This window comes from Amycolatopsis sp. A1MSW2902 (assembly GCF_017312175.1).
Taxonomy (GTDB): Bacteria; Actinomycetota; Actinomycetes; order Mycobacteriales; family Pseudonocardiaceae; genus Amycolatopsis; species Amycolatopsis nivea.
Genome location: NZ_QJPO01000001.1, coordinates 5,283,357 through 5,309,866, shown reverse-complemented (window position 1 = coordinate 5,309,866; position 26,510 = coordinate 5,283,357). Strand labels below are relative to the sequence as shown.

The 26,510-nt window shown below is 69.6% G+C and carries 29 protein-coding genes; 26 read left to right on the top strand and 3 right to left on the bottom strand.

Features of this window, described 5'->3' with window-relative positions:
• Positions 1–201 precede the first annotated feature (201 nt).
• From ffh to DMP23_RS24240, 20 genes are all read left to right on the top strand, one after another.
• Positions 202–1,743 (top strand): signal recognition particle protein, encoded by a 1,542-nt coding sequence (gene ffh / locus DMP23_RS24335; RefSeq protein WP_037810264.1) that lies wholly within the window; start codon positions 202–204, stop codon positions 1,741–1,743.
• Positions 1,740–2,813 (top strand): amidohydrolase family protein, encoded by a 1,074-nt coding sequence (locus tag DMP23_RS24330; RefSeq protein ID WP_337822616.1) that lies wholly within the window; start codon positions 1,740–1,742, stop codon positions 2,811–2,813. The genes ffh and DMP23_RS24330 overlap by 4 nt, the downstream gene beginning before the upstream one ends.
• Positions 2,814–3,034: 221 nt before the next feature.
• On the top strand, positions 3,035–3,868 hold the full coding sequence (locus tag DMP23_RS24325; RefSeq protein WP_337822615.1) for a transposase family protein: 834 nt from the start codon (positions 3,035–3,037) through the stop codon (positions 3,866–3,868).
• Between the two features lie 339 nt (positions 3,869–4,207).
• Positions 4,208–4,930, top strand: coding sequence for a CPBP family glutamic-type intramembrane protease (locus DMP23_RS24320; RefSeq protein ID WP_037810266.1), 723 nt, complete (start codon positions 4,208–4,210; stop codon positions 4,928–4,930).
• A gap of 88 nt (positions 4,931–5,018) precedes the next feature.
• Positions 5,019–5,810 carry a CPBP family intramembrane glutamic endopeptidase gene (locus DMP23_RS24315; protein ID WP_337822614.1) on the top strand — a complete coding sequence of 264 codons (792 nt, stop codon included), beginning with the start codon at positions 5,019–5,021 and terminating at the stop codon, positions 5,808–5,810.
• 166 nt (positions 5,811–5,976) lie between these two features.
• A complete protein-coding gene (rpsP, locus tag DMP23_RS24310; protein ID WP_037810269.1) occupies positions 5,977–6,420 on the top strand; it encodes a 30S ribosomal protein S16 in 444 nt (147 codons plus the stop codon).
• Positions 6,417–6,656 (top strand): RNA-binding protein, encoded by a 240-nt coding sequence (locus DMP23_RS24305; RefSeq protein WP_003103110.1) that lies wholly within the window; start codon positions 6,417–6,419, stop codon positions 6,654–6,656. Before rpsP ends, DMP23_RS24305 begins: the two co-directional genes overlap by 4 nt.
• 25 nt (positions 6,657–6,681) lie before the next feature.
• On the top strand, positions 6,682–7,197 hold the full coding sequence (gene rimM, locus DMP23_RS24300) for a ribosome maturation factor RimM (protein ID WP_337822613.1): 516 nt from the start codon (positions 6,682–6,684) through the stop codon (positions 7,195–7,197).
• 10 nt (positions 7,198–7,207) lie between these two features.
• A complete protein-coding gene (locus tag DMP23_RS24295; RefSeq protein ID WP_337822612.1) occupies positions 7,208–7,915 on the top strand; it encodes a hypothetical protein in 708 nt (235 codons plus the stop codon).
• A gap of 4 nt (positions 7,916–7,919) precedes the next feature.
• Positions 7,920–8,666, top strand: a complete 747-nt coding sequence (gene trmD / locus DMP23_RS24290; RefSeq protein WP_238607818.1) for a tRNA (guanosine(37)-N1)-methyltransferase TrmD — start codon at positions 7,920–7,922, stop codon at positions 8,664–8,666.
• Between the two features lie 193 nt (positions 8,667–8,859).
• Positions 8,860–9,228, top strand: coding sequence for a 50S ribosomal protein L19 (gene rplS, locus DMP23_RS24285; RefSeq protein WP_009074470.1), 369 nt, complete (start codon positions 8,860–8,862; stop codon positions 9,226–9,228).
• Positions 9,229–9,259: 31 nt separating this feature from the next.
• Positions 9,260–10,186: a signal peptidase I gene (gene lepB / locus DMP23_RS24280; protein ID WP_337822611.1), complete on the top strand. Its 927-nt coding sequence runs from the start codon at positions 9,260–9,262 to the stop codon at positions 10,184–10,186.
• Between the two features lie 95 nt (positions 10,187–10,281).
• The gene (locus DMP23_RS24275; RefSeq protein ID WP_051171578.1) at positions 10,282–11,070 is read left to right on the top strand and encodes a ribonuclease HII; all 789 of its coding nucleotides are present in this window, start codon (positions 10,282–10,284) and stop codon (positions 11,068–11,070) included.
• On the top strand, positions 11,067–11,390 hold the full coding sequence (locus tag DMP23_RS24270) for a DUF2469 domain-containing protein (protein ID WP_003096226.1): 324 nt from the start codon (positions 11,067–11,069) through the stop codon (positions 11,388–11,390). Before DMP23_RS24275 ends, DMP23_RS24270 begins: the two co-directional genes overlap by 4 nt.
• A gap of 246 nt (positions 11,391–11,636) precedes the next feature.
• Complete coding sequence (locus DMP23_RS24265; protein ID WP_037810446.1) at positions 11,637–12,017, top strand: YraN family protein; 381 nt, start codon at positions 11,637–11,639, stop codon at positions 12,015–12,017.
• On the top strand, positions 12,017–13,528 hold the full coding sequence (locus DMP23_RS24260; protein ID WP_337822610.1) for a YifB family Mg chelatase-like AAA ATPase: 1,512 nt from the start codon (positions 12,017–12,019) through the stop codon (positions 13,526–13,528). Before DMP23_RS24265 ends, DMP23_RS24260 begins: the two co-directional genes overlap by 1 nt.
• 67 nt (positions 13,529–13,595) lie before the next feature.
• On the top strand, positions 13,596–14,243 hold the full coding sequence (locus DMP23_RS24255; protein ID WP_337822609.1) for a hypothetical protein: 648 nt from the start codon (positions 13,596–13,598) through the stop codon (positions 14,241–14,243).
• Positions 14,240–15,412: a DNA-processing protein DprA gene (dprA, locus tag DMP23_RS24250; RefSeq protein WP_275294311.1), complete on the top strand. Its 1,173-nt coding sequence runs from the start codon at positions 14,240–14,242 to the stop codon at positions 15,410–15,412. The genes DMP23_RS24255 and dprA overlap by 4 nt, the downstream gene beginning before the upstream one ends.
• A 51-nt stretch (positions 15,413–15,463) precedes the next feature.
• Positions 15,464–16,483, top strand: coding sequence for a tyrosine recombinase XerC (locus DMP23_RS24245; RefSeq protein ID WP_337822608.1), 1,020 nt, complete (start codon positions 15,464–15,466; stop codon positions 16,481–16,483).
• Positions 16,458–17,441 (top strand): FliA/WhiG family RNA polymerase sigma factor, encoded by a 984-nt coding sequence (locus DMP23_RS24240; RefSeq protein WP_238607796.1) that lies wholly within the window; start codon positions 16,458–16,460, stop codon positions 17,439–17,441. The genes DMP23_RS24245 and DMP23_RS24240 overlap by 26 nt, the downstream gene beginning before the upstream one ends.
• Positions 17,442–17,640: 199 nt before the next feature.
• Here the strand turns inward: DMP23_RS24240 and DMP23_RS24235 are convergent, their stop codons facing one another.
• Complete coding sequence (locus tag DMP23_RS24235; RefSeq protein WP_337822607.1) at positions 17,641–18,201, bottom strand: murein hydrolase activator EnvC family protein; 561 nt, start codon at positions 18,199–18,201, stop codon at positions 17,641–17,643.
• A gap of 1,295 nt (positions 18,202–19,496) precedes the next feature.
• Between DMP23_RS24235 and rpsB the strand changes: the two genes are divergently transcribed.
• From rpsB to DMP23_RS24210, 5 genes are all read left to right on the top strand, one after another.
• Positions 19,497–20,396, top strand: a complete 900-nt coding sequence (gene rpsB, locus DMP23_RS24230; RefSeq protein WP_037810313.1) for a 30S ribosomal protein S2 — start codon at positions 19,497–19,499, stop codon at positions 20,394–20,396.
• Positions 20,397–20,478: 82 nt separating this feature from the next.
• Positions 20,479–21,294 (top strand): translation elongation factor Ts, encoded by an 816-nt coding sequence (gene tsf / locus DMP23_RS24225; protein WP_037810315.1) that lies wholly within the window; start codon positions 20,479–20,481, stop codon positions 21,292–21,294.
• A gap of 96 nt (positions 21,295–21,390) precedes the next feature.
• On the top strand, positions 21,391–22,137 hold the full coding sequence (gene pyrH / locus DMP23_RS24220; protein WP_037810316.1) for a UMP kinase: 747 nt from the start codon (positions 21,391–21,393) through the stop codon (positions 22,135–22,137).
• Between the two features lie 49 nt (positions 22,138–22,186).
• Positions 22,187–22,744 carry a ribosome recycling factor gene (gene frr, locus DMP23_RS24215; protein WP_037810317.1) on the top strand — a complete coding sequence of 186 codons (558 nt, stop codon included), beginning with the start codon at positions 22,187–22,189 and terminating at the stop codon, positions 22,742–22,744.
• A 407-nt stretch (positions 22,745–23,151) separates the two neighbouring features.
• Positions 23,152–24,015: a phosphatidate cytidylyltransferase gene (locus DMP23_RS24210; protein ID WP_337824443.1), complete on the top strand. Its 864-nt coding sequence runs from the start codon at positions 23,152–23,154 to the stop codon at positions 24,013–24,015.
• Between the two features lie 27 nt (positions 24,016–24,042).
• On the opposite strand, the gene DMP23_RS24205 is transcribed toward DMP23_RS24210, so the two are convergent.
• On the bottom strand, positions 24,043–24,885 hold the full coding sequence (locus DMP23_RS24205) for a VOC family protein (protein WP_037810319.1): 843 nt from the start codon (positions 24,883–24,885) through the stop codon (positions 24,043–24,045).
• Positions 24,886–24,995: 110 nt separating this feature from the next.
• Here DMP23_RS24205 and DMP23_RS24200 point away from each other — a divergent pair, with 110 nt between their 5' ends.
• Complete coding sequence (locus tag DMP23_RS24200) at positions 24,996–25,820, top strand: class I SAM-dependent methyltransferase (protein ID WP_167756656.1); 825 nt, start codon at positions 24,996–24,998, stop codon at positions 25,818–25,820.
• Here DMP23_RS24200 and DMP23_RS24195 read toward each other — a convergent pair.
• Positions 25,754–26,422 (bottom strand): PadR family transcriptional regulator, encoded by a 669-nt coding sequence (locus DMP23_RS24195; RefSeq protein ID WP_337822606.1) that lies wholly within the window; start codon positions 26,420–26,422, stop codon positions 25,754–25,756. The two genes, DMP23_RS24200 and DMP23_RS24195, sit on opposite strands and share 67 nt — an antisense overlap.
• Positions 26,423–26,510 lie beyond the last annotated feature (88 nt).

The window sequence follows — 26,510 nt, the reverse complement described above, 5'->3', positions numbered from 1 at the left end:
GTTTACTTAATTCCCGACGCCGGTCGAGCGGTTTTCGCGTGGTTGAGCTGTTGTCGTGTGGTCAATTACTACGCTTACGCGTAGTACCCTTCCCGTACCCGTGAAGGCCGGGTGGCCGGGGCGGCTACCCTCGGAAGATGCCGGGGGTGCCGAGCACCGCCCGGCACGCGAACTTTCGACCCAGCTGGAGCGTGCACCCCCGTGTTCGACACCCTCTCCGATCGGCTCACCTCGGCCCTGCAGTCGCTCTCGCGCAAGGGCCGGCTCTCCGACGCCGACATCGACGCCACCGCGCGCGAGATCCGCATCGCGCTGCTGGAAGCGGACGTCGCGCTCCCGGTGGTCAAGGCGTTCATCGCGAAGATCAAGGACCGCGCGAAGGGCGCCGAGGTCTCCCAGGCGCTGAACCCGGCGCAGCAGGTCGTGAAGATCGTCAACGAGGAGCTCGTCGGCATCCTCGGCGGCGAGACGCGGCGGCTGAACCTGGCGAAGAACCCGCCGTCGGTGATCATGCTCGCGGGTCTCCAGGGCGCTGGTAAGACGACGCTCGCCGGCAAGCTGGCGATGTGGCTGAAGAAGCAGGGCCACGCGCCGATGCTGGTCGCCTGTGACCTCCAGCGGCCGAACGCGGTCACCCAGCTGCAGGTCGTCGGCGAGCGAGCCGGTGTCGTCACGTTCGCGCCGGAGCCGGGCAACGGCGTCGGCGACCCGGTCGACGTCGCCCGCCGCGCGATCGAAGAGGCCAAGCACGCGCAGCACGACATCGTCGTGGTCGACACCGCCGGTCGCCTCGGTGTCGACGAAGAGCTGATGAAGCAGGCCGCGGACATCCGCGAGGCCGTGCAGCCGGACGAAGTCCTGTTCGTGGTCGACGCCATGATCGGTCAGGATGCGGTCACCACGGCCGAAGCGTTCCGCGACGGCGTCGGCTTCACCGGCGTGGTGCTCACGAAGCTCGACGGCGACGCCCGCGGTGGCGCCGCGCTGTCCGTCCGCGAGGTCACCGGCCAGCCGATCCTCTTCGCGTCCAACGGCGAGAAGCTCGAAGACTTCGACACGTTCCACCCGGACCGGATGGCCTCGCGCATCCTGGGCATGGGCGACGTGCTGACCCTGATCGAGCAGGCCGAACAGCACTTCGACCAGGAGCAGGCCGAACAGGCCGCGCAGAAGCTCACCAGCGGGCAGCTCACGCTGGAGGACTTCCTCGAGCAGATGCTCGCGGTGCGCAAGATGGGCCCGATCGGCAACCTGCTCGGCATGCTGCCCGGCGCGGGCCAGATGAAAGACCAGCTCGCCGCGGTCGACGACAAGCAGCTCGACCGGCTCCAGGCGATCATCCGCGGCATGACGCCCGCCGAGCGCGCCGACCCGAAGATCATCAACGGCTCGCGCAGGCTGCGCATCGCGAACGGCTCCGGCGTGACCGTCCGCGAGGTCAACGACCTGGTCAACCGCTTCTTCGAGGCGCGCAAGATGATGGCGCAGATGGCGGGCCGGTTCGGCTTCGGCGGCGGAGGCGGCGGGAGCAAGAACCGCAAGGGCAAGAAGGGGAAGAAGGGCAAGAAGGGCCCCACGCAGCCGAGGATGCGCGGCGGGATGCCCGGCGGCATGCCGATGCTGCCCCCCGGCGGCGGAATGCCCGGCGGGATGCCGGACCTGTCGCAGCTCGGCGGCATGAACGACGTGCCCGGCTTCGACCCGTCCAAGTTCAAGCTGCCGAAGGACCCGAAGAACAATTGAGCCCGCTGCACCTGCACGGAACCGTCCTGCCCGACGGCGAACCGCGTGACCTGTGGATCCAGGACGGAAAGCTGTCTTTCGAGCCGGTTCCCGGCGCGGAAACGCTGTCCAGCGGCGGATTCGTGGTCCCTGGGCTCGTCGACGCGCACTGCCACCCTGGCCTCGGCCCGAGCGGCGGACTGTCGGTGGAGGAGGCGGCGGACCAGGCCGCGACCGACCGCGACGCGGGCACCCTGCTGATCCGCGACTGCGGCCTGCCGCTGGACGTCCGTCCGCTGCAATCGCGCGCCGACCTGCCCACGATCATCCGCTGCGGACGCCATCTGGCGCTGCCGAAGCGGTACATCCCCGGCTTCGCGATCGAACTGGACGACCCGGCCCTGCTGCCCGAAGCGGTCGCCGAGCAGGCGCGCGACGGCGACGGCTGGGTCAAGCTCGTCGGCGACTGGATCGACCGCGGCCAAGGCGACCTCGCGCCGCTCTGGCCGGACGACGTGCTGGCTGAAGCCATCCGCATCGCCCACGACCTCGGCGCACGCGTCACGGCGCACGTCTTCGGCGAAGCAGCGCTGCCAGGCTTGATCGGCGCGGGCATCGACTGTCTCGAGCACGGCACCGCGTTGTCGCCGGATCAGCTCGCCGAACTCGCGCGCCGCGACGTCGCGTTGGTGCCCACGCTCATCAACATCGAGAACTTCCCGGGCATCGCGGACAAGGCAGGCAAGTACCCGACGTACGCGGCCCACATGCGCGCACTGCACGCCGGTGTGGGCGAGATGGTGTCCTCAGCGGTCGAAGCGGGCGTACGCGTCTTCGCGGGAACGGACGCAGGCGGCATGGTCGCGCACGGCCGTATCGCCGACGAGGTCGAAGCGCTCCACCGCGCCGGCATGTCGCGTACGCAGGCTCTCGCGAGCGCTTCCTGGGAGGCGCGCGAATGGCTGGGCCACCCCGGCATCGAACACGGTGCCCCGGCGGACCTGATCGTTTACGCCGACGACCCGCGCACCGACCTGGCCGCCCTGCACCACCCGACCCACATCGTCTTGGGCGGCACGGTCTTCCACTGACCACCCCAATGGGGGTTTTTCATCCTGTTGGTGCTGGTCAGGCGGGGTTGACGGTGGCGGGAGTGGTTGTGCGGCAACGGGCCTGCCGGTTGCCTGCCCGTGGCCGGAACGTGGCGGAGCCCCCGGATGTTGATCAAGTCGTGACTCAAGAAAAAACGTCCGGGGGCTCCGGTCCCACTGTCTCACAGCAGGTTCTGGCCTCGTATCGCAGCGTGTTGCCGGTGTCGCCGCCCACGATCGCGATGCTGGCCGGGTTGATCGGCCGCCGCCGCCGGGCGATCGGGTCGCGGTGGCGCAAGGCGTCCCCGGCCGAGCAGGCGGTGCTGGTGCTGGCGATGCTGCGCCACGACCAGCGGCTGCTGGACCTGTCCCGCGCCAACGCGGTGTCGGCCGCCACGATCCGCCGCTGGCTGCTGGAAGCCATCGACCTGCTCGCGGCCCGGGCGCCGCGGCTGGACCGGGTGCTGCGGCGGCTGGCCGCCCGCGGCGCGGCGGTGGTGCTGGCCGACGGGACCCTGATCCGCACCCGCCGCCGCACCGGCACAGACAATCGCCGCAACTACAGCGGCAAGCACAAACACCACGGCCTCAACGTCCAAGGCCTCACCGACGAACACGGACGGCTGCTGTGGGTCTCGGCCGCGCTGCCGGGCAGGACCGCCGACATCACCGCCGCCCGCCGCCACCGGCTGCGCGACCGCATCCACGCCCGCGGCCTGACCCCCGCCGCGGACAAGGGCTACCAGGGCTGGCGCAAAGACGTCCGCGACACCCGCCGCTGCGACCAGTGCGACGGGCCGTGCGAACAGATCGTGCTCACCCCCTACAAAGCCGAAACGAACCGGCCGCTCACCCACGCCCAGAAAACCGCCAACTCCGCGTTCAACGCGATGCGCTGCGCGGTCGAGGGCGGCTTCGCCGCCCTCAAAACCTGGCGCGTCCTCGACAAACTCCGCATCGCACCACGCCACGCCACCACCCTCGTCCGCGCCCTGCTCGTCCTCACCCAACACGAACAACACACCCGCGACACCGCCCAGCCCACCCCAGCCTGACAACTACCACACCCCGCCAACCCACCATGACCAGCACAAACCAGGATGAAAAACCCCCAATGTGGCATTGGTTGCGCTGAACGCACCCAATGTGGCATTGGTTGCATGCGACGCACCCAATGTGGCGTTCGTTGCATGCGATACCCGTCGGGGCACGAGGTGGCCCAGTGGCCTTCCCGCTCCGCAGAAGTCCGTGAGGGTCGCCTGGAGGGAATCAGATTCCCTCAAGGCGACCCTCACGGACCTCCGCGTCCGCGCCGGGGCGAGGGGCAGTCCGGTCGACAAGCGCGAGACGACCCCGCCTCGATGCGCCACGCCCCAGCCACATAGCGTGAACCCGTGGCCGAAGACGGTGGGGGAAAGCGAATCCTGGGCGCCCATTGGGCTTTCGCCGCGTTCTTCTTCGGAGTAGCCGGCTACTACCTCGTCACCCTCCTCACCGCCGCCGCGTTCAACCGGCACGTCGGCGACGACGACCCGGTCGAGGCGTACGCGGGACCGTTGCTGCTGCTGGCGTTCCTGCCGAACCTGGTCCTCGGCCTCGGCCCGGCGACCGCCTCGCTGCGGTACGGCTCCGGCCTCGAACGCGACTTCGGGCTCCGCACCCGGGGCCGCGACCTCCGCATCGGCCTCGCCTGCGGCCTGCTCGCGCTCGTCGTCGGCTTCGTGCTGAACGCCGCCGAAATCGCGGTCTTCGGCGGCGACGAGGTGTCCGACAGCCCGCTCACCGACCTGCCCGACGTGTCCGGCGGCAGCCCGGTCTGGCTGATCGCGACCGCGCTGGTCCTGGTGGTCGCCGTCCCGCTCACCGAGGAACTGCTGGTGCGCGGGGCGCTGTGGAACGCCCTGCTGCACTACCGGATCCCGCCGTGGGTGGTGCTCGTGCTCACCTCGTTGGTGTTCGCGCTGCTGCACGGCGAGACCACGCGCACGATCGCGCTGTTCGGCCAGGGTCTCGTCCTCGGGCTGGCGCGGCATTTTTCCGGCCGGACCTCGGCGAGCGTGCTCGCGCACGCGGCGAACAACCTGCCGCCCGCCGTCCTTCTCTTCACCGGGCATTGAGGGAAACCGGTGACCGGCCGAGTACTGTGCGAAACCATTTCGGCCGCTAGGCTCGACCGGTGAGCAGAGCGAGCACGGGGAGGCGGGCGTGACCACATCACAGCCCCGTGAACCTTTCTCCCGCGCGCTCTCCCCGGAGGACTTGGTGGCCGAACCGACCGCGTTCCCGGCGCATCGCTGGGGATTCGGGGCGTTCCTGCTGGTCGAGGCGGTGCTGCTGGCGTCGGCCGCGTTCATCGGCGCGCTGGCCGGCCCCACGGCTCCGGGCAAGCCGCTCCCGATCGGCACGGTGCTGCTCGGCACGATGCTGCCCACCATGATCGCCGCGGGCGTCGCGGTGCTGGTCACCGTCGTGCGCGGCAACGGCCCGAAGCTCGACCTGCGGCTCGAATGGCGCTGGGCGGACGTCTGGACCGGGCTCAAATTCGGCATGCTCGGCCTCGTGCTCACCTCGCTGAGCGCCTACGTGTGGACCCAGCTGGTCGGCGCCGCGGACGCGACGTCGGCGATCAGCGCGCTGGTCGACGACCGCAAGATGTCCGTGCCCGCCGCCGCGGTGATGTTCGGCTACCTGTGGCTGCTCGGGCCGATCTGCGAGGAGATCATCTACCGCGGCCTGCTCTGGGGCGCGGTCGAGCGGCTGCAGTGGCGCAGCGAGCGCTGGGGCCGGGTCGCCGCGTTCCTGCTGTCCACCGCGGTCTTCGCGGCCAGCCACCTGGAACCGCTGCGCACCACGCTGCTGCTGGTGATCTCCATCCCGATCGGGCTGGCCCGGCTGTCCACCGGACGGCTGGCGGGCAGCATCGTCGCGCACGCGGTCAACAACTTCCTGCCCGCCGTCGCGATCCTGCTCGGCGCGCTCGGCCTCGCGTCCTTCTGAGGCCCCTGCGCAGGCACAACGACGGCATCTGGCAGAATGTTCGCTTGCCCGCTTCCGCCGGACCCTCTCGCCGTGTGGAAGCTCCTGACCTCCGGGCGCCGCGAGCCTGTCCCCACGGGTTCTGCGCGCGCCCTGCACCACACAGCACTGAGGAGTACCCACACCCGTGGCCGTCAAGATCAAGCTGCAGCGCCTCGGCAAGATCCGTGCGCCGTACTACCGCATCATCATCGCCGACGCGCGCACCCGCCGGGACGGCAAGGCCATCGAGACGATCGGCAAGTACCACCCCAAGGAAGAGCCGAGCTTCATCGAGGTCGACACCGAGCGGGCGCAGTACTGGCTGGGCGTCGGCGCGCAGCCGACCGAGCCGGTCCAGCGCATCCTCGAGATCACCGGCGACTGGCAGAAGTTCAAGGGCCTGCCGGGAGCCGAGGGCACCCTGAAGGTGGCCGAGCCGAAGCCGTCCAAGCAGGACCTGTTCAACGCGGCGCTGGCCGCGGCGGGCGAGGAGCCCTCCACCGAGGCCGTCACGCCGAAGAAGAAGTCGGCCCCGAAGAAGGCCGAAGCCGACAAGGCCGAGGCTGCCGAGGGCGAGAAGTCCGAGTGAGCTTCCTCGCCGACTCCCTCGAGCACCTGGTGCGCGGGATCGTCGACAACCCGGACGAGGTCCGGGTCGAGCTGCTGACCACGCGTCGTGGCCGCACGCTCGAGGTGCACGTCCACCCCGACGATCTCGGCAAGGTGATCGGCCGGGGCGGGCGCACCGCGACCGCTCTGCGCACCGTGATGGGCGGCATCGGCGGCCGAGGCGTCCGCGTGGACGTCGTCGACACCGATCGCTGACCCGGATTCTCGGAAACGGTCAGGTATGGACGTCGTAGTCGGCCGTATCGCGAAGGCGCACGGCATCCGCGGCGAGCTCGCGGTCGACGTGCGCACGGATTCGCCGCAGGAGCGGTTCGCGATCGGTGCGGTCGTCACGACGAAGCTGCGCGACGGCAGCACGAGAGAACTCACCATCGCAGCCGCCCGCGAACACAGCGGGCGGCTGCTGGTGCGTTTCGAGGAAGTGCTCACGCGCGACGTCGCGGAAACCCTCCGCGGCGCCCTGCTGCTGGCGGACACCGCCACGCTGCCGCCCACCGGCGACCCGGACGAGTTCTACGACCACGAGCTGGCCGGGCTTCGCGCCGAACTTGCCGACGGGACGGCCGTGGGCAAGGTCGTCGAGGTGGTCCACTCGCCGGCCGGGGAATTGCTCGAACTCGATCATGACGGACGCTCGGTCTTGGTACCTTTCGTCCGCGCCATCGTTCCGGTGGTGGACGTCGCGGGGGGCCGGGTCGTGCTCGATCCGCCCGAAGGCCTCCTCGGCGCTGACTGAGGGGGAGTTCGTGAAGTTCTGGACGAAGGCTGTCTTCGCAGCCGTTTTGGCCACCGCTTTCGCCGCGCCGCCCGCGCAGGCCGCTTCGCCGGTGTACGGCGACTTCTCGATGATGTTCCAGCGCAGCGCCGGACAGTACGCGCCGCCGGGGGAGAAGGCGTTCCAGTGGGCGTGGTCGCCGCAGTCGGCCACCGAATCGCAGATCACCTGGGGCGACCCGGTCACGTGGCCGCCCGCGACCGCCGAGCACTTCGTCCGCTCGGGCGACTGGGTGCTGATCGACGGCTGGGACGGCAACGGCACGTACTACACGGAGCGCGTCACCGAAGAACTCGCGTGCACCGGTTCCACCTGCACGCCGATCCCGTCCGACGGCGGCCGCCAGCACTACGTGCGCTGGACGGTGCCATCCACCGACTACCGGCTCGTCGCGCGCGGCACGATCACCGAGAAGAGCTCGGGCAAGGTCGTCCACTTCGAGCACCTGCAGACGTGGGGCGCGCCCGCTCCGTGCTCGAACGCCCGCTTCGGGGCGCGCACCTGCGTCACGCAGACCGAGACGTGGTCGGACGACAACGGGCTGCCCGCCGGGTCGCCGATCCGCAAGACCCTGCACCGCAGCATCAAGATCGCGAAGGGGCTGGGCATGGCCTTCGCGATCGACCAGGACGTCCCGAGCCCGTGGCACGCCCAGGCCGCCGAGTACTGGAACTGGTAACCGCTTGCGCATCGACGTCGTCACCATTTTCCCCGAGTACCTCGACCCGCTGCGCGCGGCGCTGCTGGGCCGGGCGATCGACCGCGGCCTCATCGAGGTCGGCGTGCACGACCTGCGCGACTGGACCCACGACGTGCACCGCGCGGTGGACGACGCGCCGTACGGCGGCGGCCCCGGCATGGTCATGAAGCCGCAGATCTGGGGCCCCGCGCTGGACGACGTGTGCGGCGAGGGGACCCGGCTCGTGGTCCCGACCCCGGCGGGCAAGCCGTTCACCCAGGAGCTGGCGCATTCCTACGCCGAGGAAAAGCACCTGGTGTTCGCCTGCGGCCGCTACGAGGGCATCGACCAGCGGGTGGTCGACGACGCGGCCCGCCGGATGCCGGTGGACGAGGTCTCCATCGGCGACTACGTGCTGGTCGGCGGCGAGGCCGCGGTGCTGGTGATCGTCGAGGCCGTGGTCCGGCTGCTGCCGGGCGTGCTCGGCAACGCGCGCTCGGCGGCCGAGGACTCGTTCTCCGACGGCTTGCTCGAAGGCCCCAGCTACACCCGCCCGGAAGTATGGCGCGACCTGGCGGTTCCGGACGTGCTGCGCTCGGGCAACCACGCGCTCATCGACCGCTGGCGGCGCGACCAGGCGCTGGCTCGCACCGCCCAGCGGCGGCCGGATCTCCTGGACCGGCTGCCCGAGGGCAGCCTGGACAAGCGGGACCGCGAGGTCCTCGAAGGGCTGGACGACCAGCCCGGATAGGCCCCGTGCGAGGTCTCCGGGGGCCTCTGCCATAATGGATTAGTTGGCGTGACGCGTGGTGCTTCACATGCGCTCACAGCGGCTGTTCAGTCGCGATGCCAACCGTGAATGCCATCAGCCCCGGGCTAGTCGCAGTGATCCGCTGCGCGCTCGAGCTGTACGTAAGCCACACGAATACGAGGACGGACCACCGATGAACACCCTGGACGCGCTGGACGCGCAGTCACTGCGTTCCGACATCCCGGACTTCCGCCCCGGCGACACGCTCAAGGTGCACGTCCGCGTCATCGAGGGCAACCGCGAGCGCAACCAGGTCTTCCAGGGCGTCGTGATCCGCCGTCAGGGCGGCGGCATCCGGGAGACCTTCACCGTGCGCAAGGTTTCGTTCGGCGTGGGCGTCGAGCGCACCTTCCCGGTGCACTCGCCGAACCTGGCCGAGGTCGAGGTCTTCAAGCGCGGCGACGTCCGCCGGGCGAAGCTGTACTACCTGCGCGAGCTGCGCGGCAAGAAGGCCAAGATCAAGGAGCGCCGCGAGAACCGCGAGACCACCTCCGCCTCCTGAGTGACGAGCCGGTTACCGGTAGCCTGGCGACGTGGTCGAACCTGTGTCGCGGAACGCCGATGAGGACGGCCCCGAACGCCCGGAGGAGGACCAGGAACGGTCCGGCGGGCGTCGGGGGTCGCACCGGCGGGGCAAGTCCTCGAAAAAGCGGTCGTTCTGGAAGGAACTGCCGATCCTGATCGTGATCGCCCTGGTGCTCACGATCCTGATCCAGGCGTTCCTCGCCAAGGTCTACATGATCCCGTCGGGATCCATGGAGTCCACGCTGCACGGCTGCCCGAGCTGCACCGGCGACCGGATCCTGGTCGACCGCGTCACCTACGACTTCACCGACCCCTCCCCGGGGGACGTGATCGTGTTCAAGGGCCCGCCCGCGTGGACCGAGAACGAGATCGCGCCGCAGGAGTCGAGCAACATCGTCGTGCGCGCGCTGCGCGGTCTCGGTTCGCTGGTCGGCTTCGCGCCGCCGGACGAGCGGGACTTCGTCAAGCGCGTCATCGCCACCGGCGGCCAGACCGTCCAGTGCTGCGACGACCGCAACCGGGTGATCGTGGACGGCAAGGCCCTCGACGAGCCCTACATCCACTGGGAAGACGACAACCACCGCGTGCAGGAGTCGTTCGCCCCGGTGAAGGTCCCGCAGGGCGCGCTCTGGGTGATGGGCGACAACCGCAACAACTCCGCCGACTCGCGTTATCAGGGCGGCGGCGGGCCCAACGGCGCGGTTCCGGTCGACGACGTCATCGGCAAGGCCCGCATCATCGTGCTGCCGCCGAGCCGCTGGGGCGGGATCTCGGACCACAATCCGCAGCAGAACGCCCAGCCGGTCGCGCTCGGCGCGCCCGCGTGGCAGCAAGGGCTGCCGCTCGGCATCGGTTTCGCCACCGCGGTGCCGACGCTCTTCGTCGGACGCCGGTTGAAGGCACGCCTCCGCAAGGCGGCTGGCCGGAGACGCTGAGCGGTGCGCTCCGTCGTCCGCGACTCCCGGGTGGTGTTTCGGTGACTCTCCCTCCTCCCCGCACTCCGGCGGAACCGCTGCGCCCGCCCCGTGCCGTGGTGCGCGGCGAGCTGTTCTGGGGTCTGCAAGGCGCACTCGAACGACGCGGCCTAGGCCCGGTCGCCGGCGTGGACGAAGCCGGCGCCGGAGCCTGCGCGGGCCCGCTCGTGGTGGCTTCGTGCGTGCTCCGTCCCGGCGACGGCGCGCGCCTGCCCGAGCTGACCGATTCGAAGATGCTCACGGCGAAGGCCCGGGACCGGGTTTACGACCGGGTCCTGCAGCGCGCCCTCGACTACTCGGTGATCGTCATCCCCTCCGAGCAGGTGGACCTGCTCGGCATCCGGGTGATGAACCTGGAAGGCATGCGCCGCGCCGTCGCCGGACTGCGCACGCATCCCGGGTACGTCCTCACCGACGGCTTCCCGGTTCCCGGCATTCCCGCGCCGAATGTCGCGGTGATCAAGGGAGACCGCAGCGTCGCGAGCATCGCGGCGGCGTCGGTCCTGGCGAAGGTGACGAGGGACCGGATCATGGCCGGCCTGCACGAAGAGTTGCCGGCGTACGGCTTCGACGTGCACAAGGGCTACAGCACCTCGGACCATCTGGCTGCGCTGAGTGAGCACGGCCCGAGCCCGGCGCACCGCTGGTCCTACACGAATGTCGCCACTGTCGCCCTCGCACACGGACTCACTGCCCCGCATCCGGTCGTGCTCACCTACGCTGCACTGGAGAATGCCCTGGAAAAAGCGGGCGGGCCGGTCCGTGCCCCGGGCCGCTCGGTGGGTAAGAATGAACGCTCCGCCGCCGGAGCAGGACGAATGCGAGGAGGGGCGCGGATTTCATGAGCGCAGAGGATCTCGAGAAGTACGAGACCGAGATGGAGCTCTCGCTGTACCGCGAGTACCGCGACATAGTGGGCCAGTTCTCGTACGTGGTGGAGACCGAGCGGCGGTTCTACCTGGCCAACGCGGTGGACGTCCAGGTCCGCGACGGCGGGGGCGAGGTGTACTTCGAGGTGCGGATGTCGGACGCCTGGGTGTGGGACATGTACCGCCCCGCCCGGTTCGTGAAGCACGTCCGGGTCATCACCTTCAAGGACGTCAACGTCGAAGAACTGGACAAGCCCGACCTGCGGCTCCCCGAGGACGGCCCGTTCTCGGGCTGACCCCCGCTTTTCTCTCACCACGAGGCCACCCGGCACCTGCCCGGGTGGCCTTCGTCGTTCCCTGCCCTCACGCACACCGCACCGACAATCCGCCGGTTTTCTCGCCCGGAGACCAGCGCTTGATCCACAACCCCCGGCTTATCCACAGTTGCTCGGAATCCCCCTGGCGCTGCGTTTGATCACACTGCGATCGTGAAAGCACACGCACCGTGATCGACGGTGCTCACGCTGTCCGAGGGGGACACCATGAACGACGGCCCGCACCCCGGCGCTGCCTGGCGACGGACGTTCGGCCGCTGGGGCGAGGACCTCGCCGCCCGGCATCTGCAGGCCGCCGGCATGGTCCTGCTCAGCCGGAACTGGCACTGCCGCGAGGGCGAGCTGGATTTAGTCCTGTCCGAGGGCGACCGGGTGATCTTCTGCGAGGTCAAAACCCGCTCCAGCACCGAATACGGCACTCCCGCCGAATCCGTCACGCAGGACAAGATCGACCGCGTGCACCGCGCCGCGATGCGCTGGCTCAAGGAACATCGAGTCGGCTGGTGCCGCATCCGCTACGACGTCGTGACCGTCTACGCCCCCGACGGCGAAGAGCCGGTCGTGCGGCACCTGGTGGGTGCTTTCTGATGCCCCACGCCAAAACCTGGTCCGTCGCGTTGCTCGGCATCGAAGGCCGCGTAGTGGAAATCGAAGCCGATCTGGGCGGCGGCCTGAGCCGAGTCACCCTGGTCGGCCTGCCCGACGCCGGCCTCCGCGAGGCGAAAGACCGAGTCCGCTCCGCAGTCCGCAACTCCGGCGAATCCTGGCCCGACGGCAAGATCACGCTGGCCCTGTCTCCCGCCAACCTGCCCAAAATGGGCTCCGGCTACGACCTGGGCATCGCCGCCGCCGTCCTAGCCGCCATCGGTGCCGTCCCAGCCCGAAAGCTCCTGCACACAATCCTGCTGGGCGAACTGGCCTTGGACGGCCGAATCCGCCCCGTACGCGGCGTCCTCCCCGGCCTGCTCGCAGCCAAAGCCGCCGGCCACGAACGCGCCGTCGTGCCCACCGAGTCGTTGGTAGAAGCCGCCCTGGTAGACGGCCTGGAAGTCTCCGGAGTAACCCGCCTGGCAGAACTCATCGCCTGGCTCAAAGACGAAGCCGACCTGGAACCACCCGCCGCTCCCGCAGCCGCCGCCCCAGTAGAAGTCCCCGACCTGGCCGACGTAGTAGGCCAACCAGAAGCCAGATGGGCCCTGGAAGTCGCCGCAGCAGGCGGCCACCACCTCCTGCTCACCGGCCCGCCCGGCGTAGGCAAAAGCATGCTGGCCAGGCGTCTCCCAGGCCTGCTGCCCGACCTCTCCCCAGCCGAGTCCCTGGAAGTAACCGCCATCCACTCAGTAGACGGCTCCCTCTCCAAGTCATCGCCCCTGGTGACAGTCCCGCCCTTCGTCGCCCCACACCACTCGATCAGCCCACCAGCCCTAATCGGCGGCGGCACCGGCTTAGCAGCTCCCGGTGCCATCAGCCGAGCCCACCGAGGCGTGCTTTTCCTAGACGAGGCCTGCGAATTCGGCAACCAACGCCTCGACTCGCTCCGCACCGTCATGGAAGAAGGCGAAGTCCGCATTGCCCGCGCGAAAGGCGTCGTCCGCTACCCCGCCCAGTTCCAACTGGTGCTGGCCACCAACCCCTGCCCCTGCGCCCCACCGCGAGAAACCGACTGCACCTGCTCAGTACCCACCCGCCGCCGCTACCTGTCGCGCCTTTCGGGCCCTCTCCTGGACCGAGTAGACCTCCGCGTCCGCCTACGCCCCCTCACCGCGATCTCCGCCCACCAATCCACCACCCCAGAACCGTCCTCGACCGTCCGAGCCCGCGTCCTGGCCGCCCGCGAAAGAGCCAAACACCGCTGGCACGAACACGGCTGGCAGTCCAACACCGAAGTCCCGGGCCCGATCCTGCGTCGAGATTTCGCCCTGCCACCCCCCGCCACCGCAGTCCTGGATCGAGCCCTGGACCGAGGTTTGCTGACCGCCCGAGGAGCCGACAGATGCCTCCGCATCGCCTGGACGCTGGCCGACCTGGCCGCCTTGTCCCAACCCGACACCGACCACGTCACCGCGGCCCTGGACTTCCGAGAACGCAAAACCGGCTGATCCACCCCGCACACCGAGCCCGCCCGACGGCGAACGCCCCGAAATCAACCCCCGTACCCGCGCATCGATGTCCGGACCAGATGTCCCAACCCCCAGACCGGCAATTCTGTGTCCCAAGCCCAAGCCCAAGCCCAAGCCCAAGCCCAAGCCCAAGCCCAAGCCCAAGCCCAAGCCCAAGCCCAAGCCCAAGCCCAAGCCCAAGCCCAAGCCCAAGCCCAAGCCCAAGCCCAAGCCCAAGCCCAAGCCCAAGCCCAAGCCCAAGCCCAAGCCCAAGCCCAAGCCCAAGCCCAAGCCCAAGCCCAAGCCCAAGCCCAAGCCCAAGCCCAAGCCCAAGCCCAAGCCCAAGCCCAAGCCCAAGCCCAAGCCCAAGCCCAAGCCCAAGCCCAAGCCCAAGCCCAAGCCCAAGCCCAAGCCCAAGCCCAAGCCCAAGCCCAAGCCCAAGCCCAAGCCCCGAATCGGCAAACCCGCCGGTCCGGAATCCCAACGAAAGGAAAGCACCATGTCCCACCGAGCCATCCCCTCCTCGTCCCAGCGCACCCGGCACCGCAGGCCGAAGACGCCGCAGCACAAGATCGTCCGGCATCTGCATCCGGTCCGGCACCGGGAAGTCCGCCCCGAGCACGATCCGGTCCGGGTCCGAGAACGGTTAGCGCTGCACCGCCACCTCGCCGTCGTCCGCCCCGAAAACCCCGGCAGCCGAAGAGGTGCGGCGTGAGCATCGCCGTTGAGGACCAGACTGCGGCGACCGACTCCGAACGCCTCGCCCGCGCGTATCTGCTCGGCGTCGCGGAACCACCGGCACCGCATCTGCTGGAGTTCGTCGGCGAACAAGGGCCGGTCGCGGCCGCCGAGCGCGTCCGGGCCGGGGACTGTCCCGAGAAGGTTCTCCGCGAAACGGCCGCGCGGCGGGAATCCACGATCGCGGAACAAGATCTCGAGGCAGCCGCCAAAGCCGGTGCCCGGCTCGTGGTTCCCGAAGACCACGAATGGCCCGCGTGGCCACTGCTGTCGCTAGCGGTAGCAACCGGAAACGGTGTGAAGCACGTGGCGGCGCCGCTCGGGCTCTGGGTGCGCGGCGACGCGAGCCTGGCCGAAGTCGCGGACCGCGCGGTGGCGGTCGTCGGCGCTCGGATGGCCACGGACTACGGCCTGCACAACGCCGTCGAGATCGGCCACGCCTTGGCAACCCGCCAAGTACCGGTCTTCTCCGGTGCCGCCCTGGGCATCGACGCCGCCGCCCACCGAGGCGCGCTCAGCGGCGGCGGGGTCACGGTCGCGCTCCTCGGTTGCGCAGTCGACTATTCCTATCCGGTTGGGAACAGCGGCTTGTTGGACCGCATCGTCGCCGAGGGTGGCGCGATCGTCAGCGAGTACGCGCCGAAGACCCCGCCCGCACGCCATCGATTTCTGGTGCGAAATCGCCTTATCGCAGGTCTTACCGATGGAACAGTCGTTGTGGAGGCCGGAATCCGTAGCGGTGCGCGCAATACCGCCACCATCGCGGGTGCGCTCGGCAAGGTCGTGATGGCGTTGCCGGGATCAGTGCATTCGGGCAGTTCGGCCGGTTGCCACGCACTGATCCGGGACTGCAAGGCCACGTTGGTCACTTCGGTTGACGAGGTGCTCGAAACCGTGGGCAGGTTCGGCACCGCTGCTCCCGCGGCCGAGTCGAGTCGGCGGCCCACGGACAATCTCGGTCCGGAGGCGTCGCGGGTTTACGACGCGCTGCTTCCCCGGGCTGGCCGGGCTCCGGAGGAGGTCGCGGAAAGCGCTGGCGTGCCGGTTTCCCGAGTTCGCGCCTTGTTGCCCGCACTGGAAGTCGACGGCTTCGCGGTGCGCGGCGAGACCGGCTGGCGGCAGATAGTCCGAACGGCCAACCGATGATGGGCGTGGCGATGCTTGACCAATGGCGATGGTTCGCGCAGCGTAATCGTCATGCCGTCAGCGAGTGCACGCAAGGACGCGGTCCCGCGTCCCGGTGGACACCGGAAACGCCCGCCACGACCCGATCTTCGTGCACTTCGCGCCGAATTGCCGGAGTCCGCCGAATCGGTGGTGGCCGGTTACGAACGGCATCTGTCGCTGGAGCGCGGGCTGTCGCCGCACACCGTGCGCGCGTACGTCGGCGATGTCGTTTCGCTGCTGGCGTTCCTGACCGTGGGGGAGGGCGACCGTCCCGCGCGGCGCTTTGAGGACTTGGACGTCACGCAGCTGCGCGCGTGGCTCGCGGGGCAGCGCTCGGACGGCGCCGGGCGCACCACCCTTGCGCGCCGCGCCGCGGCCGCGCGCACCTTCACGGCTTGGGCGCACCGCACCGGTTTGCTGAAGTCGGACCCGGGCGGCCGGCTGGCCGCGCCGCGCACGCACCGGACCTTGCCGGGGGTACTCCGCGCCGAGCAAGCCGACGCGCTCATGGACGTCTCCGCGAAAGGGGCAGCCGAACGGGATCCGGTCGCTCTGCGTGACCGCGCGTTGGTCGAAATGCTGTACGCAACCGGCATTCGGGTGTCGGAGTTGTGCGGACTGGACGTCGGCAGCGTGGACTTTTCCCGCCGCGTGGTTTCGGTGGTGGGCAAGGGGGACAAGGAGCGGACGGTTCCGTTCGGCGTCCCGGCGGCTGAGGCGCTGACGGCGTGGCTGGAGGACGGACGGCCTGCGCTGGCTGGGGAAACGCCGCCAGCGGCGCTTTTCCTGGGCGTTCGCGGCAAGCGTCTCGACCCGCGCGCGGCGCGCCGGGTGGTGCACGAGGCGGTGGCCGCGGTGCCGGGCGCAACGGACATGGGGCCGCACGGGCTAAGGCATTCCGCCGCGACGCATCTGCTCGAAGGAGGTGCCGATCTCAGGAGCGTTCAGGAACTGCTTGGTCACGCTACGCTGGCCACGACCCAGCTCTACACTCATGTGACCGTCGATCGGCTGAAGGCGATCCATGACCGAGCACACCCGCGGGCCTGACGCGGCCGGCGGAGGCTCGGCCGGGGACGGCAGGGCCGAACCGTCGGCGCACGCGCATCCGCACGAGCACGGAGACAACACTGAGCAGCACGCCGAGAACGACCGTGCAATGACTTCCACATCGCAGGTCACGGAAGCCGGGGCGGCACGCCCCGGCGTGCAGGACGCCGTCAGCGGGGACGGTCGTCCTGGTCAGGACGTCGACGCGGGGATTCAGGCGCTGTGGCAGCAGTTCGCCGACAAACCGGACCAGACGTCGCGCGACCGGCTGGTGCTGCACTACGCACCGCTGGTGAAGTACGTCGCGGGCCGGGTCGGCACCGGTCTGCCGACGCACGTAGACGTCGGCGACCTTGTGCAGTCAGGCATTTTCGGTCTGGTCGACGCGATCGAGAAGTTCGACCCGGAACGCGGCCTGCGCTTCGAGACGTATGCGATGCAACGCATCCGCGGCGCCATCCTGGACGACCTGCGCTCCCAGGACTGGGTCCCTCGCGCGGTGCGCAGCAAGGCGAAGGAAACGGCCCGCGCCCTGGAACGCCTCGGCGCCCGCCTGCACCGAACCCCGACCGACGCCGAACTCGCCGGCGAAATGGGCATCAGCCTCGACGACCTGCGCGACTTCTACGGCCAGCTCCGCCTCACCAGCGTGGTGGCGCTGGAAGACCTTGTCGCCGCGGGGAAAGACGCCGGTTCGCTGGTCGACACCCTCCCCGACGACGGCGCGGTCGACCCGGTGGCCGTCCTCGTGGACCAGGACAACCGCCGCCAGCTCGCCGAAGCCATCGCGCAGCTGACCGACCGGGACAAGATCGTCGTCAGCCTCTACTACTTCGAAAGCCTGACCCTCGCGGAAATCGGCAAGGTCCTGGGAGTCACGGAATCGCGCGTGAGCCAGCTGCACACCCGCGCGGTGATGCGGCTGCGCGCCAAGCTGATGGAGCAGCCCAGCGGCTGACCTCCGGATCCGCAACCGGCGCAACGATTGCCTTGTTCGCAAGGCTTGTCCGATGCTCAGGCACGGTCGGTGCGGACCGCAGGCTGACCAGGCGGCGGACCACTGTCGACACGGCGGCGGACCACGGTCGATGTGTCGATGGTTTGAGCCTAGTGACCTCCTTCGGATCGATCGGCCGGTAGCGGCGGCTGCCTTGGCGTCACGGGCCTTCCGCCCACGGCTTGAGGCGTACCCGGCTGGGAGTGCCGACCAAGGCGAGCGGGTCGATGTATTCCGTGCCGCGGCGGGCTCCCCAGTGCAGGCAGGTGGCGGTCGGGCAACCGGGGTGGCCGGGGACGGCGGTTCCCAACGGCTGGCCGCGGTAGATCTGGTCTCCTGCGGCGACTGTCGGGGTGATCGGGAGGTAGGTCGTGTGGAGGCCGCCGTCGTGGTCGACGGCGACTACTCCTTGTCCCGCGACCTGACCGGCGAAGACCACCACTCCCATGTCCGCGGCCAGCACCTGTTGTCCGGTGGCGGCTTCCAGGTCTACGCCTCGGTGACCGGGGCCGAACGGGGTCGCGGGCGGTTCGAAGTTGCGGGTGACGTGCGGGCGGGGCGTCAGGGGCCAGGCCAGCCGTCCGGGTTCTTCCTGAATGGGCTGGAGGGGTGCGGCGTCGGCTCGGGAGTGGAGCAGGGCTGCTGAGCCCGCGGACAGGGTCAAGACCGTCGCGAGGATCAGCCACGTTCGGGTGACTTTGCGGCTGCGCGGGGCGAACATCGGGAGTTCGCCGCCTGCTCCGGCCAGACGCAGGGGTGGGTGACCCCAGCTGAAATCGCAGGGCAGGGAGATTCGGATGTTCGGCAAAAGGGCCGCGGGTCTTGGACGGGTAGGGCGGAGGAGCCTGCGGGAGGCGAAGAGGGCGTACCGGGTGACGGTGCTCGCGGCGGACCTCGCGCGGGTCCACGTGCGGCGGAGCGCGGTGCGGATTCTGGGCGGCTTGGCGGGCGGTCGTCGGTGGCGGCCGCCGCGCGGGAGCGGACCCGTTGAGGTCGGGGGCGGGATGGCGTCGTCCGGGCTCAGGAGGGCAGCACCTGCCGATGGGTGCTGAGTGAGCAGGGCCGCGGTTGCCAGGACCACCGGATGAGGCGAATCCGGCACCCTCGCTGCCGAGGCCGACACCGCTGGCTCCGACCCCAACCCGGCCGATTCCGATCCCTCTGATCCCGGCCCCGCCGACTCGGCCGCCACCGCAGTCGATGACGGCGACGACGGCAGTGGCACTGACGACGCTGGCGACGGCGTCGCAGGCGGCCGATCGAGCGGCGACGGATTCGGCGAGGGGCCGGATTGGCTGCTCGCTTCTCTGTCCGGACGAGGCACAGGGGAGGGCATTGACCTGGCCGCACGCGGTGTCGAGGGCGCACGCGACGGGGAAGCCGAGGAGGAGTTGGCGGGACAAGCAGGAGCGTCGGCCACAGAATTCGGTGCCGAGGGTTCACGCACGGGGGATGCCGTGCGGGGTTCAGCGGGGGCAGCGGCGGGATTGGGCAGAGAGCTCGACGTCGAGGGTGCAGGAACCGAGGGCGCAAGAACCGGGGAATCCTCAGGAGAATCGGCAGTGCGGGAAGCAACGGCGGCAACGGGAAAAGATCGCGTAGTGGTCATGTCCCCATCCTCGGGCGCCGGCCGACCGGAACCCGCTGTTCAGCGGGGGTTGTCCACAGGTGGGCGCGGTTGTGGACAACTCCGGGCCGGGCGAAGGCTGCCCGCAGGGGCGGGCCTGGTGGCAGGGGGTAGAATCAATTCCGCAGTCCACTCGCTGGGCTGACTTCGCGTGCACGTGCGCGCGTCCCCGGACGGGCCGCTTCTGGCGGGAACCCGGACGGAGGGGCGCACGGTGTCCGGCGGTCCCTGGGGTTTCGCACAGCCGAACCCACGGGTCCGGGCATCGGCTGCGGCACCAGGGCCCACGACCTCCCGGTCGGGGGCGACTAACCGGAACAGCGCCTCCGCGGGCGGAACGAACACCGGCAGCGGGAGCGCGCGACTACAGAAAAGGTGTGATTCCGGCAATGGCCGTCGTCACCATGAAGCAGCTGCTCGACAGCGGCGTGCACTTCGGGCACCAGACCCGTCGGTGGAACCCGAAGATGAAGCGCTACATCTTCACCGAGCGCAACGGCATCTACATCATCGACCTGCAGCAGACGCTGACGTACATCGACCGTGCGTTCGAGTTCATCAAGGAAACCGTCGCGCACGGCGGCACCATCATGTTCGTCGGCACGAAGAAGCAGGCTCAGGAAGCGATCGCCAACGAGGCCGCGCGCGTGGGCATGCCCTACGTGAACCAGCGCTGGCTCGGCGGCATGCTGACCAACTTCCAGACCGTCCACAAGCGCCTTCTCCGCCTGAAGGAGCTCGAGGCCCAGGAGCAGACCGGCGGTTTCACCGGCCTGACCAAGCGCGAGATCCTCACGCTGACCCGCGAGAAGGACAAGCTCGAGAAGACCCTGGGCGGCATCCGGGACATGGCCAAGGTGCCGTCCGCGGTGTGGATCGTCGACACCAAGAAGGAGCACATCGCCGTCGGCGAGGCTCGCAAGCTCAACATCCCGGTCGTCGCCATCCTCGACACCAACTGCGACCCGGACGAGGTCGACTACCCGATCCCGGGCAACGACGACGCGATCCGTTCCGCCGCGCTGCTGACGAAGGTCGTCGCCGAGGCCGCCGCGGCCGGGCTGATGGCCCGTTCCGGCCGCAACGGCGCCTCGGCCGACGCGAAGCCGGAGACCGGTGCTTCGGACGAGCCGCTGGCCGAGTGGGAGAAGGAGCTCCTCGCGGGCTCGGAGACCGCCGCCGCCGACGCGACCGAGGCCGCTGCCGCCACCGAGACGGCCGCCGCGACCGAGACCGCCGCGACCGAAACCGCGGAAGCGACCGGCGAGCAGGCTCCGGCCAACTCCTGATCCACCCCGTCCGGGCGGTCCGCGCAGGGCCGCCCGGACGGCGCTCACCGCACACGTACCTGAAACGGACGGATTCAACACGATGGCGAACTACACCGCCGCTGACGTGAAGCGCCTGCGCGAGATGACCGGCGCGGGCATGATGGACTGCAAGAAGGCCCTCGAGGAGAACGACGGCGACTTCGAGAAGGCTGTCGAGTTCCTGCGCATCAAGGGTGCCAAGGACGTCGGCAAGCGCGCCGAGCGCGCCACCGCCGAGGGCCTGGTCGCCGGCGACGGCGGCGTCATGATCGAGCTCGACTCCGAGACCGACTTCGTCGCCAAGAACGACGACTTCCAGCAGCTCGCGGCGAAGATCGTCGAGACCGCGAAGGCGCTGAAGTCCAGCGACGTCGAGGCACTGAAGGCCGCCGACCTGGACGGCAAGCCGGTCAACGAGGTCGTGCAGGAGCTGTCGGCCCGCATCGGCGAGAAGCTCGAGCTGCGCCGCGTGGTGTCGTTCGAGGGCAAGACCGCGACCTACCTGCACCGCCGCGGCTCCGACCTCCCGCCCGCCGTCGGCGTGCTGGTCGAGTTCACCGGTGACGACGTCGACGCCGCTCGCGGCGCCGCCATGCAGGTCGCCGCGCTGCGCGCGAAGTACCTGACCCGCGAGGAGGTGCCGGCCGAGATCATCGAGAACGAGCGCCGCATCGCCGAGCAGACCGCCCGCGAGGAAGGCAAGCCCGAGCAGGCGCTGCCGAAGATCATCGAGGGCAAGGTCAACGCGTACTACAAGGACAACGTGCTGCTCGAGCAGCCGTCGGTCAAGGACAACAAGAAGACCGTCAAGGCCCTGCTCGACGAGGCGGGCGTGACCCTGACCCGGTTCGCCCGGTTCGAGGTCGGCCAGGCCTGAGCGAGGCACTGGGACTAGGTTCTGGCACTGTGCCCCGTCTCCGCGCATCGGGGACGGGGCACAGTCGGGTCTACCGAGGGGCAGGAGGCGACAGACATGGGTGAGGACCGGGTCGAGGGCGGGTACCGCCGGGTGCTGCTGAAACTGGGCGGCGAGATGTTCGGCGGCGGCGCGGTGGGCGTCGACCCCGACGTCGTGCACTCCGTCGCCCAGCAGATCGCCGACGTCGCGCGCACCGGGGTGCAGATCGCGGTGGTGATCGGCGGCGGCAACTATTTCCGCGGCGCGGAGCTGTCGCAGCGCGGCATGGACCGCGACCGCGCCGACTACATGGCGATGCTCGGCACCGTGATGAACTGCCTCGCGCTGCAGGACTTCCTCGAAAAGGAAGGCCTCCCGACCCGCGTGCAGACCGCGATCACGATGGGCCAGGTCGCCGAGCCCTACATTCCGCGCCGCGCGGAACGGCATCTCGAGAAGGGCCGCGTCGTCATCTTCGGCGCCGGCGTCGGCATGCCGTACTTCTCCACCGACACCGCCGCCGCGCAGCGCGCGCTCGAACTCGGCTGCGAAGCCGTGCTGATGGCCAAGGCCGTGGACGGCGTCTACACCGCCGACCCGAAGACCGACCCGGACGCGAAGATGTTCACCGACATCACGCACCGCGAGGTGCTCGAGCGCGGTCTCAAGGTCGCCGACGCCACCGCGTTCAGCCTCTGCATGGACAACAAGATGCCGATCATCGTGTTCAACCTGCTCACCGAGGGCAACATCGCCCGCGCGGTGGGCGGTGAGAGGATCGGCACGCTGGTCTCGACCCCCGCCGACGAGGCGTCCGCCTAGACCTGCTGGGATCAAGCTCAGGTCCGACAACACAACACCGGGAGTAGCCGTGATCGACGAGACCCTCCTCGACGCCGAGGAGAAGATGGAAAAAGCGGTGTCCGTCGCGAAGGAAGACCTCACGTCGGTGCGCACCGGGCGGGCCCACCCGTCGATGTTCTCCCGCATCGTCGTCGAGTACTACGGTGCGCCGACCCCGCTGAACCAGCTGGCCAGCGTCAACGTGCCGGAGGCCCGGATGGCGTTGATCAAGCCTTACGACCAGACGCAGCTGAACGCCATCGAGAAGGCGATCCGCGAGTCCGACCTCGGCGTCAACCCGAGCAACGACGGCAACGTCATCCGCATCGTCATCCCGCAGCTCACCGAGGAGCGGCGCAAGGAGATGGTGAAGGTCGCGAAGGGCAAGGGCGAGGACGCCCGCGTCTCGATCCGCAGCGTCCGCCGCAAGGCCAAGGAAGAACTCGACCGCATCGCCAAGGACGGCGAAGCGGGCGAGGACGAGGTCGCGCGCGCGGAGAAGGAACTGCAGAACCTCACCGACACCTACGTGCACCAGGTCGACGAGCTGGTGAAACACAAGGAAGCCGAGCTGCTCGAGGTCTGATGAGCCAGGTGAGCGAGGAACGCGACGAGCGGGTGAGCGACACCCCGCCACTGGGCCCGGCCGCCGAGCCGGACCCGGTTTCGCGGCTGGAACCGGCTTCGGAAACCCCTGCTGGGCAGCGGAAATCGGATTCCGCGACGAATGCGCGCGCGGAATCCGGTGCTGCGGCGGGGAATCCCGGGGAATCCGGGGGCGAGTCGGCGAAGGGTGCGAAGGGCGTTCCCGCGGGTGGCCTGGCGAAGGGCGCGAAGGCTGCGCCCCAGGGCGGGTCGGCAAAGGGCTCGAAAGACACCACTGAGGGCGGGTTGGCCGAAGGCGCGAAAGCTGCGTTCAAGGGCGGATCAGCGAAAAGTGCGGCCGAAGGCGAGCCCGGGGGCAAACCGGAGCGCGGCGCGAAGACCGGCCCGGTGAACGGCGGGAAAGTCAGCGACGAAGCGAAGGCCGAACCGGAGAAGAAAGCCTCCCGGGCCGGGCGCAACCTTCCCGCGGCGATCGGCGTCGGGCTGCTGCTCGGGGCCGCGATCATCGTTTCCCTGGTCACCGTCCGGTTCATTTTCATCGGGGTCATCGCCGCCGCGATCGCGGTCGGCACGTTCGAGTTCTCCGGCGTGCTGCGCCGGGTCGCGGACACCAAGGTCGCGCTGATCCCGGTGCTCGTCGGCGGGCAGGCGATGATCTGGCTGGCCTGGCCGTTCGGCCGGGAAGGCGCGCTCACCGCGTTCGTGCTCACCGTGCTCGCGTGCCTGCTGTGGCGGTTGCCCGGCGGCGCGAAGGGCTATGTGCGCGACGTCAGCGCTTCCGTTTTCGCCGCCGCGTACCTGCCGTTGTTCGGCGCGTTCGCGGCCATGCTCGTCCCGCCGCACGACGGGGTCGGGCGCGTGCTCACGTTCCTGATCGGCGTCGTCGCCTCCGACACCGGCGGCTACATCGCCGGCGTGCTCGGCGGCAAGCATCCGATGGCGCCCACGATCAGCCCGAAGAAGTCCTGGGAGGGCTTCGCCGGTTCGATGATCGCGGGCATCGTCGCGGGCGTGCTCACGATCAGCCTGATGCTGGACGGCCACGCGTGGCAGGGCGTCATCTTCGGCGCGGCCATCGTGCTCACCGCGACGCTCGGCGACCTCGTCGAATCGCTCATCAAACGCGACCTCGGCATCAAGGACATGGGCACGCTGCTGCCCGGCCACGGCGGCATCATGGACCGCCTCGACTCGCTGCTGCCCTCGGCCGTCGTGTCGTGGCTGCTGCTGTCGGCCTTCGTCCCGGCCTGAGTCCCGCCTGAGTCCCCGTCTGAATCCTCAGTCGTCGTACGGGTCGTCGACCTCGGCGCGGCCCACGTCTTCCAGCACCCGCGAGTGGTCGATCACCGCGAACACCGCGCCGTCCGGATCGGCGAGGATCGCGGTGCGGCCGAACGGGGTGTCGTACGGTTCGATCACCACCGAACCGCCCAGCATCAGCGCCTCGCCCGCCGCCGCGTCCGCGCCGCGCGCGGGGTCGACCTCGAAGTACACGAGCCAGTGCGGGGGAGTGTCCCGGCGGTACTCGGGACCCATCACGTAGCGGTACAGCACCGCCGTGTGCTCAATGGAATATTCCGCATAGTCGACGCTTTCGCCGTCGCCGACCTGACGGCTCGAGTAGTTGAACAGCTTGGTGTAGAAGTGGTCCGCGGCCACGCCGTCGTGCGTGTTGAGGTCCGCGCCGCTGAACGTGTTGGGCACGCCGCCCGCGAACTGCCAGTCCGGCGGGGCTTCCCAGAACACCACCGGCGCGCCGCACGCGTCGATCGCGTGCACGATGCTGCCGCGCTCGGGGATCGCGATCGGCCCGAGCGTCACCTGCCCGCCGAGGTGCTCGACCCATTCGGCGGCGCTCGCCGTGTGCGGCACCGCGAGCTGCATCGTCCAGCCGGGTGCGCTGCGGGCGCCGGCTTCGTACAGGCCGCCGGCGGGAACCCCGTCGCACAGGGCGATGGAGTACCGGCCGGTCGGCGACGCGGGATCGCGCCGGGTTTCGTATTCCCAGCCGAAAAGCCGGGAGTAGAAGTCCTGGGTCCGGGCTTCGTCGCGGCACGCCACCTCGACCCAGCAGGGCAGGCCTGCCGGGAGCGTGCGGGCGAGTTGCCAGTCGGTCGACATCGCGTTCTCCTCCCCGAGAGGGTGAAGTCTATTCGGCGGAGCGGCGTTCTACGCTCTGAGCGGGAAAGCTGCCGCGCCCGTCGGAGCCCCTGGAGGCGGAGAGGAGTGCCGTGCGCTGGTTGTTCCGCGGCCCGGCGGCGTCGAAGGAAGTCGTTCCCAGTCCGAACATCTGGTACTACCAGGACGTTTACGACGTCGAGAACCGGGCGCAGGACGCGGACGGCGAGATCTGGCGCGTACTGCGCGAAGAGCACGACTGGACCGGCCTCGACGTGCTCGATCTCGGCTGCGGTGACGGGTACCACTTGCCGCTTTTCGCCGCGGACGCGCGTTCGGTGCTCGGAATCGAACCGCACCCGCCGCTCGCGCGGGACGCGGAGCGACGGGTGCGGGATCTGGAGAACGTGCGGGTCCGGGTGGGACGAGCGCAGCGGCTGCCGGCGGACGACGCCAGTGTGGACATCGTGCACGCGCGCACCGCGTATTTCTTCGGCCCTGGATGCGAACCCGGTTTGCGCGAAGCGGAACGGGTGCTGCGGCCCGGAGGATCGATCATGATCGTCGACCTCGACGTGACCAGCGAGCCCTACGGCGGGTGGATGCGGGCGGATTTGCCGCACTACGACCCGCCTGCGGTGGAACGGTTCTTCGCCGCGCACGGCTTCAACTGTCGGCGCGTACGCACGCGTTGGCGCTTCGCGGACTTCGCCGCGGCGGAATCAGTGTTGAAGATCGAGTTCAGCGCGAAGGTCGCGCAGCGGGCGATCGCTGACACGCGCCGCCTGAACCCGGGATCGGGAGAGGTGACGCTGCCGGTGGGTTATCGCGTGCACTGCCGCGTCAAACCCACCGGCCTCGTCCTGCCCGGTCACTCGGCTGCCTCTCCGGACTCGGCCGAGTCCTCCGATTCCTCGACCTCGCCGAGGATCGAGTAGATCGACCGGCGTGCCTCGTTGAGCACGTCCACCGCGCGGGCCTGCTGGTTCTCGCTGCCGGCGCGCATCACCTGCACGACCGCCGCGGCGAGCGTCGCGCCCGCCTTGCGCAGGTCGTGCTCGACCGGTTCGACGTCGTCGGTGAAGTGCTCCCACGGCGGCGTGCCGGTCTGCTGTTCGGCGGTGGTGCGGCCCTCGTCGGTGAGCTCGAAGAGCTTCTTGCCGCTCTCGTCGCGGCTCACGACCAGGCTCTCGTCGGCCAGCATCTGCAGGGTCGGGTAGATCGAGCCGGGGCTGGGCTTCCAGAGCCCGCCGCTGCGCTCGCCGATCTCGCGGATGATCTCGTACCCGTGCCGCGGCTGTTCCGCGAGCAGGGTGAGGATCGCCGCCCGCACGTCGCCGCGCCGGCCGCGCCGGGAGCCGCGGCGTGCGCCCGGACCGTGGCCGCGTCGTCCGCGCCCGCCGGGCCCGAAGCCGAACTCGCCGAATTCCCGGCCCCAGGGGCCGAACGAGGACCGGCCGTGCTGTTCGTGTTCTCCGTGTTCGTGATGTCCGCCGGGGAACGCGCGTCCGCCGGGGAAGGGGTGTCGTCGTCGGTTCATGGTCTTGAGTTCCTTTCTCGAACTGTTGCGACACGTTCACGATATATCGGAAAAGGTCGGTTCGCAACCGTACCGACCACCCGGGGAC

Bases quoted from the DNA above. Each gene is read 5' to 3' on its own strand.
- rimM (WP_337822613.1), top strand. From the start codon at position 6,682: ATGGACGTCGTAGTCGGCCGTATCGCGAAGGCGCACGGCATCCGCGGC.
- rplS (WP_009074470.1), top strand. From the start codon at position 8,860: ATGAACACCCTGGACGCGCTGGACGCGCAGTCACTGCGTTCCGACATC.
- DMP23_RS24270 (WP_003096226.1), top strand. From the start codon at position 11,067: ATGAGCGCAGAGGATCTCGAGAAGTACGAGACCGAGATGGAGCTCTCG.
- DMP23_RS24265 (WP_037810446.1), top strand. From the start codon at position 11,637: ATGAACGACGGCCCGCACCCCGGCGCTGCCTGGCGACGGACGTTCGGC.
- DMP23_RS24260 (WP_337822610.1), top strand. From the start codon at position 12,017: ATGCCCCACGCCAAAACCTGGTCCGTCGCGTTGCTCGGCATCGAAGGC.
- DMP23_RS24255 (WP_337822609.1), top strand. From the start codon at position 13,596: ATGTCCGGACCAGATGTCCCAACCCCCAGACCGGCAATTCTGTGTCCC.
- DMP23_RS24245 (WP_337822608.1), top strand. From the start codon at position 15,464: ATGCCGTCAGCGAGTGCACGCAAGGACGCGGTCCCGCGTCCCGGTGGA.
- DMP23_RS24240 (WP_238607796.1), top strand. From the start codon at position 16,458: ATGACCGAGCACACCCGCGGGCCTGACGCGGCCGGCGGAGGCTCGGCC.
- DMP23_RS24235 (WP_337822607.1), bottom strand. From the start codon at position 18,201: ATGTTCGCCCCGCGCAGCCGCAAAGTCACCCGAACGTGGCTGATCCTC.
- rpsB (WP_037810313.1), top strand. From the start codon at position 19,497: ATGGCCGTCGTCACCATGAAGCAGCTGCTCGACAGCGGCGTGCACTTC.
- tsf (WP_037810315.1), top strand. From the start codon at position 20,479: ATGGCGAACTACACCGCCGCTGACGTGAAGCGCCTGCGCGAGATGACC.
- pyrH (WP_037810316.1), top strand. From the start codon at position 21,391: ATGGGTGAGGACCGGGTCGAGGGCGGGTACCGCCGGGTGCTGCTGAAA.
- DMP23_RS24205 (WP_037810319.1), bottom strand. From the start codon at position 24,885: ATGTCGACCGACTGGCAACTCGCCCGCACGCTCCCGGCAGGCCTGCCC.
- DMP23_RS24195 (WP_337822606.1), bottom strand. From the start codon at position 26,422: ATGAACCGACGACGACACCCCTTCCCCGGCGGACGCGCGTTCCCCGGC.